General features: G+C 72.0%; 11 protein-coding genes. 7 read left to right on the top strand and 4 right to left on the bottom strand.

Features of this window, described 5'->3' with window-relative positions; translation table 11 throughout:
• The first annotated feature begins 25 nt into the window (after positions 1–25).
• Genes ACWCPW_RS12975 through ACWCPW_RS12960 form a run of 4 tightly spaced genes read left to right on the top strand, consistent with a single transcriptional unit; the run spans position 26 to position 4545 of the window.
• Complete coding sequence (locus tag ACWCPW_RS12975) at positions 26–1189, top strand: DegT/DnrJ/EryC1/StrS family aminotransferase (RefSeq protein ID WP_449761622.1); 1164 nt, start codon at positions 26–28, stop codon at positions 1187–1189.
• A complete protein-coding gene (locus ACWCPW_RS12970) occupies positions 1189–1899 on the top strand; it encodes an acetyltransferase (RefSeq protein WP_449761621.1) in 711 nt (236 codons plus the stop codon). Before ACWCPW_RS12975 ends, ACWCPW_RS12970 begins: the two co-directional genes overlap by 1 nt.
• Positions 1889–3025 (top strand): DegT/DnrJ/EryC1/StrS family aminotransferase, encoded by a 1137-nt coding sequence (locus ACWCPW_RS12965; protein ID WP_449761620.1) that lies wholly within the window; start codon positions 1889–1891, stop codon positions 3023–3025. Before ACWCPW_RS12970 ends, ACWCPW_RS12965 begins: the two co-directional genes overlap by 11 nt.
• The gene (locus tag ACWCPW_RS12960) at positions 3022–4545 is read left to right on the top strand and encodes a Rieske 2Fe-2S domain-containing protein (protein ID WP_449761619.1); all 1524 of its coding nucleotides are present in this window, start codon (positions 3022–3024) and stop codon (positions 4543–4545) included. The genes ACWCPW_RS12965 and ACWCPW_RS12960 overlap by 4 nt, the downstream gene beginning before the upstream one ends.
• Before the next feature lie 435 nt (positions 4546–4980).
• Here ACWCPW_RS12960 and ACWCPW_RS12955 read toward each other — a convergent pair whose 3' ends face one another.
• From ACWCPW_RS12955 to ACWCPW_RS12940, 4 genes are all read right to left on the bottom strand, one after another.
• Positions 4981–5151, bottom strand: coding sequence for a hypothetical protein (locus ACWCPW_RS12955; protein ID WP_449761618.1), 171 nt, complete (start codon positions 5149–5151; stop codon positions 4981–4983).
• Positions 5152–5182: 31 nt separating this feature from the next.
• Positions 5183–6439, bottom strand: a complete 1257-nt coding sequence (locus tag ACWCPW_RS12950; RefSeq protein WP_449761617.1) for a nucleotide sugar dehydrogenase — start codon at positions 6437–6439, stop codon at positions 5183–5185.
• 56 nt (positions 6440–6495) lie between these two features.
• Complete coding sequence (locus tag ACWCPW_RS12945) at positions 6496–7125, bottom strand: hypothetical protein (protein WP_449761616.1); 630 nt, start codon at positions 7123–7125, stop codon at positions 6496–6498.
• A gap of 172 nt (positions 7126–7297) precedes the next feature.
• Positions 7298–8764: an aldehyde dehydrogenase family protein gene (locus tag ACWCPW_RS12940; protein WP_449761615.1), complete on the bottom strand. Its 1467-nt coding sequence runs from the start codon at positions 8762–8764 to the stop codon at positions 7298–7300.
• Between the two features lie 264 nt (positions 8765–9028).
• Here ACWCPW_RS12940 and mfd point away from each other — a divergent pair, with 264 nt between their 5' ends.
• The 3 genes from mfd to ACWCPW_RS12925 all read left to right on the top strand — a co-directional run bounded on the left by mfd (position 9029) and on the right by ACWCPW_RS12925 (position 14598).
• The gene (gene mfd, locus ACWCPW_RS12935; protein WP_449761614.1) at positions 9029–12586 is read left to right on the top strand and encodes a transcription-repair coupling factor; all 3558 of its coding nucleotides are present in this window, start codon (positions 9029–9031) and stop codon (positions 12584–12586) included.
• 218 nt (positions 12587–12804) lie between these two features.
• Positions 12805–13524: a SurA N-terminal domain-containing protein gene (locus ACWCPW_RS12930; RefSeq protein ID WP_449761613.1), complete on the top strand. Its 720-nt coding sequence runs from the start codon at positions 12805–12807 to the stop codon at positions 13522–13524.
• Positions 13525–13545: 21 nt separating this feature from the next.
• Entirely contained in the window at positions 13546–14598 is a 1053-nt protein-coding gene (locus ACWCPW_RS12925) for a MazG family protein (RefSeq protein ID WP_449761612.1), read from the top strand.
• Positions 14599–14655: the final 57 nt, after the last annotated feature.

Genomic DNA, 14655 nt, shown 5'->3' with positions numbered 1-14655 from the left:
GGACCGGGCTGGGGGAACAGGCACGATGAGCATGGAACGAATTCCGGTGATGCGCCCCTGGATGGGCGAGGAGGAGGCCGCCGCGGCGGCCGACGCGGTGCGCTCGGGGTGGGTGGCCCAGGGGCCCCGGGTGGCCGCCTTCGAGCAGGCCTTCGCGGACTACGTCGAGGTGCCCGCGGCGATCGCGGTCTCCTCGTGCACCACCGCGCTGCACCTGGCGTTGATCAACGCCGGGGTGGGGCCGGGAGACGAGGTCGTGGTGCCCTCGTTGTCGTTCGTGGCGACCGCGAACGCGGTGCGCTACGTCGGCGCGCGACCGGTGTTCGCCGATGTCGATCTCGCCACCGGGAACCTGACCCCGGAGACGATCGAGACGGTGCTCACCGCCGCGACGCGCGCGGTGATCCTGGTCGACCAGGGCGGCATCCCCGCCGACCTGGACGGCGTGCGGGCACTGGTGGACGGCCGGGGCGTCGTGGTGGTGGAGGACGCCGCGTGCGCGGCGGGCTCGACCTACAAGGGCCGCCCGGTGGGCGCGGGCGCGATGTCCGCGACCTTCTCGTTCCACCCGCGCAAGCTGCTGACCACCGGTGAGGGCGGCATGCTCACGCTCGCGCGCGAGGGCGCGGCGCCTCGGCTGCGCCGGTTGCGCGAGCACGGGATGAGTGTGAGCGCGGCCGACCGGGACGCGGCGGACCGCGCGGGCGGGGCGCCCGTGGTGGAGAGCTACGACGAACTGGGCTTCAACTACCGGATGACCGACATCCAGGCGGCGGTCGGCCTGGTGCAGCTCGGCCGGTTGCCGGCGATGGTTGCCCGACGCCGCGAACTGGCGGCTCGCTACCGCGAGTTGCTCGCCGACGTGGCGGGCCTGGAGACGGCGGCGGATCCGGCGTACGGACTGACCAACTACCAGGCGTTCTGGGTACTGCTGCCCGAGGACTTCCCGGTGTCGCGCGACGACCTGCTCGGCGAGCTCGCCCGGGCCGGGATCTCGGCGCGTCGGGGGATCATGGCCGCGCACCTGGAGCCGGCGTACGCGGACGTCGAGCACGTGCCGCTGCCGGCCACCGAGCGGCTGACCCGGGACTCGCTGATCCTGCCGCTGTTCCACGAGTTGACCCAGGCACAGCAGGACCGGGTGGTCGCCGCGGTGCGGGCCGCGGCCGGTGTCCGGGCGGCGGTCTAGTGGCCTTTCGCGACCTGCTCCTGGTCGGAGCGGGGGGATTCGCCCGCGAGGTCGCCGCGGCGCTCCCGGAGTTCCGTGCGCCGCGCGGTAGTTCGGGATGGCGGTTGCTCGGCTTCCTGGACGATGATCCGGCCCGGTGGGACACCGAGGTGGACGGCTTCGCGGTGCTCGGCGGCGCCGACGCGGTGCACAAGTGGCCGGACGCCCTGGTGGTGGTGTGCGTCGGGAGTCCGACGAACTGGTGGAGCCGGTCCCGGGTGGTGGCCCGGCTGGCGCTGCCCCAAAGTCGCTGGGCCACGCTCGTGCACGTGAGCGCGGTGGTCCCGCGCACGTGCGAGGTGGGGCCGGGCGCGGTGTTGATGGCGCAGACGGTGTTGACCACCTCGGTCCGGGTGGGCGCGCACGCGCACGCCATGCCGCAGGTGGTGCTGACCCACGACGACGACGTGCGCGAGTTCGCCACGCTGGCCTCGGGGGTTCGGCTCGCGGGTGGGGTGAGGGTGGAACAAGAGGCGTACCTGGGGGCCGGTGCGCTGGTGCGCGAGCACCGCGTGATCGGCGCCCGGTCGCTGGTGGGGATGGGCTCGGTCGTGACGCGGGACGTGCCGCCGGCCGAGGTGTGGGCGGGGGTGCCGGCCCGCCGACTGCGGTCGGCGCCGATTCCCGCCGCCAAACCGCAACGACGAGGGGGAGACGCGGATGAGTGCTGACCTGGACCGGATTCCGCTGGTGGACCTGGCGGCGGCGCACGCCGAGGTGGCCGCCGAGGTCGAGGCCGGCATCGCCCGGGTGCTGGCCACGTGCGCGTTCGTGGGCGGTCCCGACGTGGCGGGCTTCGAGGCCGAGTACGCCGAGTTCTCCGGCGTCGCGCACTGCGTGGGGGTGGCCAACGGCACCGACGCGGTGGAGTTGGCGCTGCGGGTGCTGGGCGTCGGCGCGGGCGCGGGCGTGGTGATGCCGGCGAACACGTTCGTGGCGACCGCCGAGGCGGCCGTTCGCGCGGGCGCGCGGCCGGTGTTCGCCGACGTGGACGACGAGTACCTGCTGCTGGACCCGCAGCGGGCCGCCGAGGCGCTGGGCGGCCCGGTCGAGGCCCGTGCGCTGGTCCCGGTGCACCTGAACGGGCAACTGGCCCCGATGGGCGCGCTGCGGGCGCTGGCGGACGCGCGCGGGCTGGCCCTGGTGGAGGACGCCGCGCAGTGCCAGGGCGCGACCCAGGACGGTCGCGGGCCCGGCGCGTGGGGGCCGGACGCGATCGCGGCGACCAGCTTCTACCCGGGCAAGAACCTGGGCGCGTACGGCGACGGCGGCGCGGTGGTGACGAACAGCGAGGCGTACGCGCTCGCGCTGCGCGAGATGCGCGACCACGGCTCGTCGCGCAAGTACGTGCACGCGCGCCTGGGCTTCAACTCGCGCCTGGACACCGTCCAGGCCGCAGTGCTGCGGGCCAAGCTGGGCCGGCTGGCGCAGTGGAACGTGCGGCGGCGGGCGGTCGCGGCCCGCTACGACGCGCTGCTGGCCGGGATCGAGGGGGTACGGGTGCCGCGGACCGCGCCCGGCAACGAGCACGTGTGGCACCTGTACGCGGTCCGGGTGCCCGAGCGGGACAAGGTGCTCGCGCTGCTGAACGAGGCGGGAGTGGGCGCCGGCGTGCACTACCCGGTGCCGGTGCACCTGCAACCCGCGTTCGCCGAACTGGGTTACGCGCGCGGCGACTTCCCGGTCGCCGAGCGGGCCGCCGAGCAGATCCTGACGTTGCCGCTGTACCCGCAGCTCACCGTTGCTCGGCAGGAGCGCGTCGTGGAGGTGCTCGCGGGAGCGCTGAGCCGGCTGTGAGGCCCGGGTCCGACGAACAGCCGGCGGGTGCGCCCGCGCCCGGTGCGATCCGTTATCTCGGCCACGCGGGCTTCACGGTCGCGCACGCGGGCGTCTCGCTGCTGATCGACCCGTGGTTCCATCCGGCTTTCCTCGGCGCGTGGTTCCCGTTCCCGGACAACCGCGAGCTGCTGCCCGGGGTGCTCGCCGGCGGGCACGACCTGCTCTACCTCTCGCACCTGCACGAGGACCACTTCGACGAGCGGGTGCTGGACCGGCTCGATCGCGGCATCACCGTGGTGCTGCCCGGGTACCGGTCCAAGTCGATGGTCAGGCGGATGAGCGCGCTGGGCTTTCACGAGCAGGTGGTGCTCGGCCACCGGGAGTCGTTCACGCCCGCGCCCGGGCTGACCTTGACCATGTTGCTGGACACCAGCCACAAGGAGGACAGCGGCCTGCTCGTGGATCTGGGCGGCTACCGCTTCCTGGACCTCAACGACTGCAACACCCCGCTGGGCGAACTCCCGGGCGACATCGACTTGTTGTCCGCGCAGTACTCCGGTGCGATGTGGTATCCGAACGCGTACGCGTATCCGGAGGAGACCCAGCGCAAGAAGACCGCCGAGGTGCGTTCGGACCTGTTCGACACGCTGGTGCGCAAGGTCCGGCTGACCGGCGCGCGCGCCTACCTGCCCTCGGCCGGCCCGCCGGTGTTCCTGGATCCCGAACTGGCCCGGTACAACGACCGGGACGAGACCATCTTCCCGTTGTGGGACGCGTTCGCCGACGACTTCGCGGCGGCCTGTCCGAGCGTGCGGGTGGTCGAGGCCGCGCCGGGCGACGACCTGTGCGCGCCGACCGGCCCGATGGCCCACTGGCGTACCGACGCGTACCTGAGCGCGTACCGGGACCGCCGCGAGGCCGAGTGGCGGGCGTACGGGGAGCACGCCTTCGAGCCGGTCACGGCGACCGAACTGGACGCCTATCTGGCCCGGTTGCAGAGCTGGAACAAGCGCTTCCTGGGCGACTGGCGCAAGGACGTTCGGCTGACCTCGGACGGTGGTTCGTGGTCGGTGCGGCTGGGTCGGATCGCGGGCGACATCGTGTTCGAGGAGGAACCGGTCGACCCCGCGTACACGATCGAGGTTCCGCAGCGGGCGCTGCGCGCGATCGTGGACGGCGCGGTCGGGTGGGAGGAGGCGCTGCTGTCGATGCGCCTGGGTCTGGCCCGCGACCCGGACGTGTTCGACCTGACCCTGATGAGCCTGCTGCGCTACGGCGAGCACCCGGCGCAGACCATGCAGATGGTCCGCGAGCGCGAATCGGCCGCGCACGGCGAGTCGATCGAGCGGTGCGGGGTGCGGATGCAGCGCTTTTGCCCGCACGCCGGCGAGGACCTGTCACACGCGGACATCGAGGCCGGCGTGCTGGAGTGCCCGCGGCACCACTGGAAGTGGCGCCTGGACACGGGGGAGTGCGTGTCGGGCGGCACGGTGCCGCTGCGGGTCGAGCCGACCGATCCGGATGTCCCGAGTCGGTGACATTCGCCGCCGATCGCTCAAGACACGCGTTCGACCCGAACGGGTTGACATAACGTCTCGCGCTTATCGGCAGTCGACCGGCTCGTCTTGTGTGCCGTCACCCCTGAGAGGGAGCCCGTGCAACTCGTTCGCCCTATTTGTCATAAAAGATAATTGATCGCGGTATTGCATCCTTTGTATGTCGATAGCGACGCGTTAGGCATTCAAAAGGAAAACGTTTTTCTCCGGAACGTCCTGGTTTTGTCACGAGCGTGTCATGGCGTGTCGAGTGTCGGTCGCGCGGCGGTCACAAGTGCTGCGGTGTGGCCGTCCAAGTCATTCGCGTCCCCCGGTCGGGACGGGAGTGGCGCCCGTGATGTCTGGGAGGTTGTCCATGAGCACCTGGGGATGGGTCTGCCAGGAGAACGGTTGTCCGTCGAAGTCCGACGGCGCCCGTCAGCGGTACCGGTCGAAGGACGCGGCGCAGGTGGCGGCCAAAGCGCACACCAAGGCCACCGGGCACAAGACGAAGATCGTCGAGTACAGGTAGTCGACGAGCCCCGCCCGCCCGGACGTGGGTGAGGACGCGAGCGGGAACAGGCCGGAGCGGCGTACGGTGGTCGACACCCACGACCACCGTACGCCGGCCGGAACGGCCTTACAGGACCTCGATGTTGGGCCCCGCGCCGAGTACCCGTCGGCAGTCGAGCACATAGTCGGCGGCGCGCAGCAGATCCAGGTCGACGTCGTCGTGATCGACGAGCAGGACGACCGCGTCCGCGGCGGCCACCGTCTCCGCGGTCAACTCCACTCGCCGCAACCGGGCGTCCACGACCTGGGCGAGGTCCACGTGCGGATCGGCGGCGGTGACCTCCGCGCCCAGGCTCAGCAACAGCCGGGCCACGTGCGCGGACGGCGACTCCCGGGCGTCGCCGGTGTTCTTCTTGTACGCGAGTCCCACCAGCAGCACCCGCGAGCCGTTGACCGACCGGCGCCGGGTGTTGAACGCGGCGGTGAGCCGGCGGATCACGTAGTCCGGCATGTGGTTGTTGACGTCGTTGGCCAACTCCACGAAGCGAAAGCTTTGACCGAGCGCGCGCTGCACCCGCCAGGACAGGTACGACGGGTCGATCGGCAGGCAGTGCCCGCCGACGCCCGGCCCCGGGGTGAAGCGCAGGAACCCGAACGGCTTGGTCGAGCAGGCGTCGATCGCCTCCCACACGTCGATGCCCAGATCGTGGGCGAACATCGCGACCTCGTTCACCAGCGCGATGTTCACGTGCCGGAAGGTGTTCTCGATCAGCTTGACCAGCTCGGCCTCCTTGGGCGAGGAGACCGGCACGACCCGGTCGATCAGCGACCCGTAGAAGTCCCGCACGACCGCGAGCGAGGCGGCGTCCACCCCGGAGACCACCTTCGGGGTGTTCACCAGGTTCCAGGTCGGGTTGCCCGGGTCGATCCGCTCCGGGCTGTAGCCCAGGTGGAAGTCCCGGCCCGCGGTCAGGCCGGAGCCCTCCTCCAGGATCGGGCCGACCAACTCCTCGGTGGTGCCCGGGTACGTGGTCGACTCGAGCACCACGCAGGCGCCGGGACGCAGGTAGCGGGCCAGCGTGCGCGCGCACTCCTCGATGTAGCTCAGGTCCGGGACGCCCTCGCGCAGCGGCGTGGGCACGGTGATCACCGCGATGTCGTAGCCGCCCAGATCACGCGGCTCGGCGGTGGCCCGATAGCTGCCCGCGTCCAGGATCGCCCGCACGTGCGCGGACGGGATGTCCTCGACGTAGGACTCGCCCGCCGCCAGGCGCTTGACCCGCCCCTCGTCGACGTCGTAGCCGACCACCTCGTGGCCCACCTGTGCGGCCCGAACCGCCAGCGGCAGCCCCACATACCCCTGACCGGCGATGACAACACGCATCCGAGAATCCCCCTCCTCGCGCAACCGCCCACCCCCGAGCGGCTGGTGACGCAACGTCAGGTGCGGCCCGGCACGTGATCGGCACGCGGCTTGGCCACCACCCAGGACGACACGAGCCCGGCCACGCGTTCGCCGCGCACCACCGCTCCGGGAAAGCGCGAGAGCAACTCGCCGCGCCGGGCCGGGAACACCGCGGGCGCCGATCCGGCGACCCGCGAGCGCACCCGGCCGGGCAGCAGATGCAGCGCGGGCAACGAGGTCTGCGGATCGAGCGGATGCTCGCGGGCGGCGGCGCGCAGCCAGTAGCGCTCGGCGCTCGCGTGCACGACGTCGGCCAGTCGGGCCCGCGCGGTCGGCACGGCCAACCGATCCAGCAGCCCGTCGCACACCACCAGATCGCAACTCCCGGACCACTCCAGCGGATCGGCCGCCTCGCGGACCAACCACGAGGCGAGCTCGGCGGACTTGTCCGCGGCGTCGACCACGCGCACGTGCGCCGGCCGGACCGGGGCGTGCCACCAGAACTCGGCCGAGCCGCCCAGGTCCACCACCCGCAACCGCTCGATGTCCGGGAACGCCTCGCGGAACCACAACCATCGCCGCGCCCGCGCCCCGGCTTCCACCTGCGTGCGCGCGGCTCCCGCGCGCACCGACCAGGCCCGGACCAGACGTTGCGGTTGTGACATCGTGCGCGATCCCCCCTGACGGGCCCGCGACCGAGCGCCCCGGGCCGAGCTCAGGTTATGGCCATAACCCGACCCCCACGCGGGAAACCGGCGAACCCGGGGCGGCCCGGACGCGAACATGCGAACGGCCCCGGGGAAGGATCCCGGGGCCGTTCGCGGCCATCGCGAGCGGTCAGGCGCTCGGCCAGACGATGCTCTGGATCTCGCTGTAGGCGGCCAGTCCGTACGAGCCGCCGTCGCGGCCGACGCCGGACTGCTTGAAGCCGCCGAAGGCGGCCTCCATGTTGCGCCCGACGGTGTTCACACCGACACCGCCCGAGCGCAGCCGGCGGGCGATCCGGTAGGCGCGCGTGCTGTCGCCGGAGAACACGTAGGAGAGCAGACCGTAGTCCGAGTCGTTGGCGATCCGGATCGCCTCCTCCTCGTCCCCGTCGAACGGGATCACCGTGACCACCGGGCCGAAGAACTCCTCGCGCGCGATGGTCATCTCGTTGGTCGCGTCCGCGAACAGCGTGGGCGCGACGTAGAAGCCCTTCGCGAAGTCCGGCCGCTCGCCGCCGACCACCAGGCGGGCGCCCTCCTCGCGGCCCTTGGCGATCAACGCCTCCACCCGACCGCGCTGCACCGCCGAGATGACCGGGGTGACCTGGGTCGTCGGGTCCAGCGGGCTGCCGACCTTCAGGCCGCGCGCGTGCTCCGCGAGCCGCTCCACCAGCCGGTCGTAGATGCCGCGCTGGGCGATCACCCGGGTCGGCGCGGTGCAGATCTGGCCCGCGTAGAAGCTCCACACGGTGCCGATGCCGTGCACGGCCGCGTCCAGGTCCGCGTCGTCGAGCACGACGCACGCGCCCTTGCCGCCGAGCTCCATGAGCTGGCGCTTGAACGTGCGACCGGCGACCTCGGCGATCCGCGAGCCGATCAGCGTCGAACCGGTGAAGCTGATCATGTCCACGTGCGGCGAGGCCACCGCCGCCTCGGAGACGTCCACCCCCGAGCCGGTGATGATGTTCAGCACGCCGGCGGGCAGCCCGGCCTCGGCCAGCGCCTCGGCCATCCGGTACACCGCCAGCGGGTCCTGCGGCGCGGGCTTGACCACGACCGTGTTGCCCATCGCCAGGGCCGGCGCGACCTTGCCCGCGGTGTTCGCGAGCGGGTTGTTGTACGACGTGATGCAGGTGACCACGCCGACCGGCTGGCGGATCTCCTGCGCGCCGAAGATGCCCGCGCGGCTCAGCGCGGTCTCCGGGGTCGGCTGCGGGTTGAGCGCGAACTCGGTCGGCTCCAGCGCGCCCTTGGCATAGCGCTTGAAGCGCGAGTACGTGGTGCCCAGCTGCATCATGCCCGCGACCGCGAGCGTGGCGCCGGTCTCGGCGGAGGCGAGCGGGACCACCTCGGCGCCCATCTTCAGGAACAGGTCCGCGGCCCGGTCCAGGATGCCGGCGCGCTCCTCGGGAGTGGTCCTGGACCAGGTGTCGAACGCCTCGGCCGCCGCCGCCGCGGCCGCGTTCGCCTGCTCCACCGACGCCTCGGGCGCCAGGCCCACGACCTCCTCGGTCGCCGGGTTGATCACTTCGTAGTGACCGCGCTCCGGCTCGACCCATTCGCCGCCGATGTAGAGCTTCTGCTGCGCGCTGCTCATCGTGTCCGTCGTCTCCCCTGGTCCAGCCGCTGCCCCGGACTCCCGACACGCCGTCGAAAATCCGACGACCCGTCAGATTCCTGTTCGCAGGCCATTGGACCCCCTAACAGTCGCATTGCCAAGAGGGTGGGGTAGGCGGTGCTGGTCACAGTCACGCATTGTCATCGCGGGCGACACGGACCCCTTCGGGCGTAGGGTTGTCGGGGAACCCCGGTCCTTTTCCAAGGTCGGGGCCGTTCGCGTTGCGGAGGATCCAACCGGCCCATGAGTCTGACCGGTCTGCTAGACATCGTCGTCCAGGACCCCGCCGTCGCCGAGGCGGTGCGGGCCGCGTCCGAGGGCCGCGGTACCGCCCTCGACCTCGTCGGACCACCGGCACTGCGCCCGTTCGTGGTGGCCGCCATCGCGGCCCGCGCGGATCGGCCCGTGCTCGCGGTCACCGCCACCACCCGCGAGTGCGAGGACCTGGTGGCAGCCCTCGGGTCGCTGCTGCCCGAGGACTCCGTCGTGGAGTACCCCTCATGGGAGACCCTGCCGCACGAGCGGCTCTCCCCGCGCTCGGACACCGTCGGGCGCCGACTCGCGGTGCTGCGCAGACTCGCGCACCCGACCTCGGGCGGCCTCGCCGACTCCGGCACCGGAACCCTCAAGGTCGTCGTCGCGCCGATTCGCAGCGTGCTCCAGCCCCAGGTCAAGGGGCTCGGCGACTTGGAGCCGGTGGCCCTGACGGCCGGCCGGGAGATCGCCCTGGACACCGTCGTCGATCAGCTCGCGGCCGCCGCCTACTCCCGGGTCGATTTGGTGGAGAAGCGCGGCGAGTTCGCGGTGCGCGGCGGCATCCTGGACGTCTTCCCGCCGACCGAGGAGCACCCGCTCCGGGTCGAGTTCTGGGGCGACCAGGTGGAGGAGATCCGCTGGTTCAAGGTCGCCGACCAGCGCTCCCTGGAGACCGCCGAACACGGTCTGTGGGCACCGCCGTGTCGCGAGCTGCTGCTCACCGACGAGGTGCGCGAGCGGGCCCGCGAACTGCTCGTGGAGCACCCGGGTCTGGTCGAGATGCTCGGGCGGATCGCCGAGGGCATCGCGGTCGAGGGCATGGAGTCGCTCGCGCCCGCCCTGGTGGACGACATGGAGCTGCTGCTGGACGTGCTGCCGGCCGGGAGCCATGTGCTGGTCTGCGACCCGGAGCGGGTGCGCACCCGTTCGGCGGACCTGGTGGCCACCAGCCGCGAGTTCCTGGACGCCTCGTGGGCCGCCGCGGCGGGCGGCGGGGAGAGCCCGATCGACCTGGGCGCGGCGTCGCTGTGGAGCCTGGCGGACGTGCGCGGACACGCCCGCGAGATCGGCGTGCCGTGGTGGTCGCTGAGCCCGTTCAGCGCGGACGCCGACGACGCGGGCACCGAGATCGGCGCGGTCGAGGTCGAGGCCTATCGGGGCGACGCGCAGCGGGTGCTGGCCGAGATCAAGGGCCGGCTCGCCGAGGACTGGCGCGTGGTGCTGGTCACCGAGGGCCACGGCCCGGCCGCGCGCTTCGTCGAGACGTTGTCCGGCGAGGGCGTGGCCGCCCGCCTGGACGGCGACCTGGCCCGGGTGCCCGACACCGGCATCGTGCACGTGACCACGGGCTGCATCGGCCACGGCTTCAGCTCCGAGCCGCTGCGCACGCTGGTGCTCACCGAGGAGGACGTCTCCGGCCAGCGCACCTCCACCAAGGACATGCGCCGGCTGCCCAGCCGCCGGCGCAACATGGTCGACCCGCTGCAACTGCGGGCGGGCGACTTCGTGGTGCACGAGTCGCACGGCGTGGGGCGCTACGTCGAGATGGTCCAGCGCACCGTGCAGGGCGCGCAGCGCGAGTACCTGGTCCTGGAGTACGCGCCGGCCAAGCGCGGCCAACCCGGCGACCGGCTGTTCGTACCCACCGACCAGCTCGAGCAGGTGACCAAGTACGTCGGCGGCGAGAGCCCGTCGCTGCACCGGCTCGGCGGCGCCGACTGGGCCAAGACCAAGGCCAAGGCGAAGAAGGCGATCAAGGAGATCGCGGGCGACCTGATCAAGCTCTACTCGGCCCGGATGGCCGCGCCCGGACACGCGTTCGGCCCGGACACCCCGTGGCAGCGCGAGCTGGAGGACGCCTTCCCCTACATCGAGACGCCCGACCAGCTCTCCTCGATCGAGGAGGTCAAGGGCGACATGGAGAAGCCGATCCCGATGGACCGGCTGATCTGCGGCGACGTCGGCTACGGCAAGACCGAGATCGCCGTGCGCGCGGCGTTCAAGGCGGTCCAGGACGGCAAGCAGGTGGCCGTGCTCGTGCCCACCACGCTGCTCGTCCAGCAACACTTCTCCACCTTCTCCGAGCGCTACGCGCAGTTCCCGGTCGTGGTCAAGTCGTTGTCGCGGTTCCAGACCGAGACCGAGGCCAAGGCCGCCCTGGAAGGCCTGCGCGAGGGCTCGATCGACATCGTGATCGGCACCCACCGGCTGTTCTCGTCCGAGACGAAGTTCAAGGACCTGGGCCTGGTGATCGTCGACGAGGAGCAGCGCTTCGGCGTGGAGCACAAGGAGCAGCTGAAGAAGCTGCGCGCGAACGTGGACGTGCTCACCATGTCCGCGACGCCGATCCCGCGCACCCTGGAGATGGCGGTCACCGGCATCCGCGAGATGTCCACGATCACCACGCCGCCCGAGGAGCGGCACCCGGTGCTCACCTTCGTCGGGCCGTACGAGGAGAAGCAGATCGGCGCCGCGATCCGGCGCGAGCTGCTGCGCGAGGGCCAGGTCTTCTACATCCACAACCGGGTCGAGTCGATCGACCGCACGGCCGCGAAGATCCGCGAGCTGGTGCCCGAGGCGCGGGTGGCCATCGCGCACGGCCAGATGCACGAGAACGCGCTCGAACAGGTGGTCGTCGACTTCTGGGAGAAGGAGTTCGACGTCCTGGTGTGCACCACGATCGTCGAGTCCGGCATCGACATCTCCAACGCGAACACGCTGATCGTGGAGCGGGCCGACAACTTCGGCCTGTCCCAGCTCCACCAGCTCCGCGGCCGGGTCGGCCGAGGCCGCGAACGCGCGTACGCGTACTTCCTGTACCCGCCGGAGAAGCCGCTGACCGAGACCGCGCACGAGCGGCTCGCCACCATCGCCCAGCACACCGAGATGGGCGCGGGCATGTTCGTGGCGATGAAGGACCTGGAGATCCGCGGCGCGGGCAACCTGCTCGGCGGCGAGCAGTCCGGGCACATCGCGGGCGTGGGCTTCGACCTGTACGTGCGCATGGTGGGCGAGGCGGTCAACCAGTACAAGGAGCTCGCGGCGGGCGGCGAGGGCGCGGAGGAGACCCCGGAGATCCGGGTCGAGCTGCCCATCGACGCGCACGTCCCGCACGACTACGTGCCCGGCGAGCGGCTGCGGCTGGAGGCGTATCGGCGGATCGCGGCGATCACCTGCGAGGCGGACATCGACGCGGTGCGGGCCGAACTGGTGGACCGCTACGGGCCGTTGCCGCAGCCGGTGGAGAACCTGTTGGAGGTGGCCCGGTTCCGCGCGCACGTGCGCGGCGCGGGCGTCGCCGATGTCACCCTCCAGGGCAACTTCGTCCGGTTCGGGCCGGTCGACCTGCGCGAGTCGCAGCAGTTGCGCCTCCAGCGGCTCTATCCGAAGACCCTGGTCAAGACGGCCACCCACCAGATCCTGGTGCCCAAGCCGATGACCGCGCGGATCGGCGGTCAACCGCTGCGCGACGTCGCGCTGCTGGCCTGGGCGCGAGACCTGGTGGACGCGATCCTGCTGGAGCCGATCGGCGCGGCGAAGAAGTGACGACGGATTCCGGGCCGGCGCGACCCGCCGGCCCGGGACCCGGTGCGGGCCGCCGACCCGAGACGTCGAGGGTGCGCCGACGCGGCCCGGATGATCTTGGCCAAAGTGCGGACTTCGAGCGTGCCCAGCCGTATCTTTGATCGTTGGTCATGGGTCGCACGCCTGCCGTGGCCGACAGTCGCATCGCCGTACAGCGCCATCGAGCCCCGGGAGTTCGTGTGAGTCGCACGTCGCGTTCCGTCCCTGTCGATTCCGCGCACCGCCGACGCCGGTCCGCGGCCCGGGCCCGGGTGGCCGCGCTGGGCCTGGTGCTCGTCACCGGTTTCGCGCTCTCCGGCTGCTCGGAGTCCAAGGCCGGGGCCGCCGCCGTGGTCGGCGGGGACCGGATCGAGATCTCCACCCTGAACGCCAAGGTCGACAAGCTGGAGCAGGCGTTCTCCCGGAACAACCTGTCGCTGGCCGGTACGAGCGCCCAACTGGAGGCCAACCAGGCCGAGTTGGTGCAGCTCATCTCGCGACGGGTGGTCGAGGAGGCGGCCCGGCGCAACCACGTCACGCTGACCGCGACCCAGGTGCTCGAGGCCCGGCGCACGCTGGAGGCGCGATTCCGCAGCCCGGAGGCGCTGCAGGTCCGGCTGCTGCAGACCGGCGTGCTGCCCGGTGAGGTGGACGACTTCGTCCGTATCGAGGCGCTCAAGCCGGAGATCGCCAAGGCACGCGGGATCCAGCTCGGCTCGGCCGACGCCCAGGACCAGCTCAACGCGTACCTGAGCGACGTGGCGAGCTCGATGAAGATCACGGTCAACCCCAGGTACGGCACCTGGGACTCGGCGAAGCTGGCCACGGCCGCCGCGACGTACTCGTGGCTCGCCCCGGGCACCCAGCCCGCCGGGCCCGGCCTCGTGGAGGTCCCGGCCGGCGCGGAGGGCGGCGCCTGACCCGGACCGTAGGCTGGCCGGGTGAGTGACTCGCCTGCTTCCGCGCCGCCCGCCCGTCTCGTCCTGCTCGCCGGGACCCATCGGGTCGCACCCGGTCTGTTGAGCTGGCCCGCGTGGCACACGCTGCGCGAGGCGACCGGCACGCCGACCGGGTGCGTGTTGTCCGCCGACCCCGACCACCCGCAGCTTCCGTATCTGCGCGAGGCGGGTGTCGAGGTCGAGATCGTCGACCCGGACGCGGGCTCGCGGGTGCTCGCGCGCCGGCTGCTGGAGCGGGCCCGGGCCGGACTGGTGGTGTGGCTCGCGGCCACCGACGACGATCCGGGCCTGGGCGCCGCGCTCGCACAGGTCGCGGCGGGCGGCGAGGACGCCGAGCCGATCCCGGAGATCGAACTGCTGCCCGGCGCGTGGGACCTGCCGGGCGCGCGACTGCTCGACCTGGTCGCGGTGATGGACCGGCTGCGCTCGCCCGGCGGTTGCCCGTGGGACGCGAAGCAGACCCACGAGTCGCTCGCGCGGTACCTGGTCGAGGAGACCTACGAGCTGGTCGACGCGATCGACTCGGGGGACCGCGAGCACCTGCGCGAGGAACTCGGCGACGTGCTGATGCAGGTGTTCTTCCACGCCCGGGTGGCCGAGGAGGACGAGGCCGACCCGTTCTCGATCGACGACGTGGCCGGCGCCATCGTGGACAAGCTGATCAGCCGCCACCCGCACGTGTTCGCGGACGTCGAGGCGGACACGCCGGAGGCGGTCGAGGCGAACTGGGACGCGCTCAAGGCGGCGGAGAAGAGCGACCGGGACTCGGCGCTGGACGGGGTGGCGCTGAGCCAGCCGGCACTGGCGCTGGCGGCGAAGTTCCTCTCCCGTACCCGTAAATCGGGCCTCACCGTGCCCACACCCGTGCTGCCGACGGCCTTCGAGGACGACGACTACACCAATCCCGAGGCGATCGGCGACCTGCTCCTGGCGGTCACCGAACTCGCCGCCCGCCAAGGCGTCGACGCCGAGACCGCGCTGCGCGCCGCGACCCTGCGCCACGGCGACCGGGTCCGCGCGGTCGAGCGCGGCTAGGCCCCGTCCGGCCGACGAACGCACGAGGGCCCGGAACCGATCGGTTCCGGGCCCTCC

It is taken from the genome of Embleya sp. NPDC001921 (assembly GCF_053594475.1).
Note: the sequence above shows the minus strand (reverse complement) of the source record. Positions and strands in the feature narration are given on the sequence as shown.

Bases quoted from the DNA above. Each gene is read 5' to 3' on its own strand.
- ACWCPW_RS12950 (WP_449761617.1), bottom strand. From the start codon at position 6,439: ATGCGTGTTGTCATCGCCGGTCAGGGGTATGTGGGGCTGCCGCTGGCG.
- ACWCPW_RS12975 (WP_449761622.1), top strand. From the start codon at position 26: ATGAGCATGGAACGAATTCCGGTGATGCGCCCCTGGATGGGCGAGGAG.
- ACWCPW_RS12965 (WP_449761620.1), top strand. From the start codon at position 1,889: ATGAGTGCTGACCTGGACCGGATTCCGCTGGTGGACCTGGCGGCGGCG.
- ACWCPW_RS12945 (WP_449761616.1), bottom strand. From the start codon at position 7,125: ATGTCACAACCGCAACGTCTGGTCCGGGCCTGGTCGGTGCGCGCGGGA.
- ACWCPW_RS12940 (WP_449761615.1), bottom strand. From the start codon at position 8,764: ATGAGCAGCGCGCAGCAGAAGCTCTACATCGGCGGCGAATGGGTCGAG.
- mfd (WP_449761614.1), top strand. From the start codon at position 9,029: ATGAGTCTGACCGGTCTGCTAGACATCGTCGTCCAGGACCCCGCCGTC.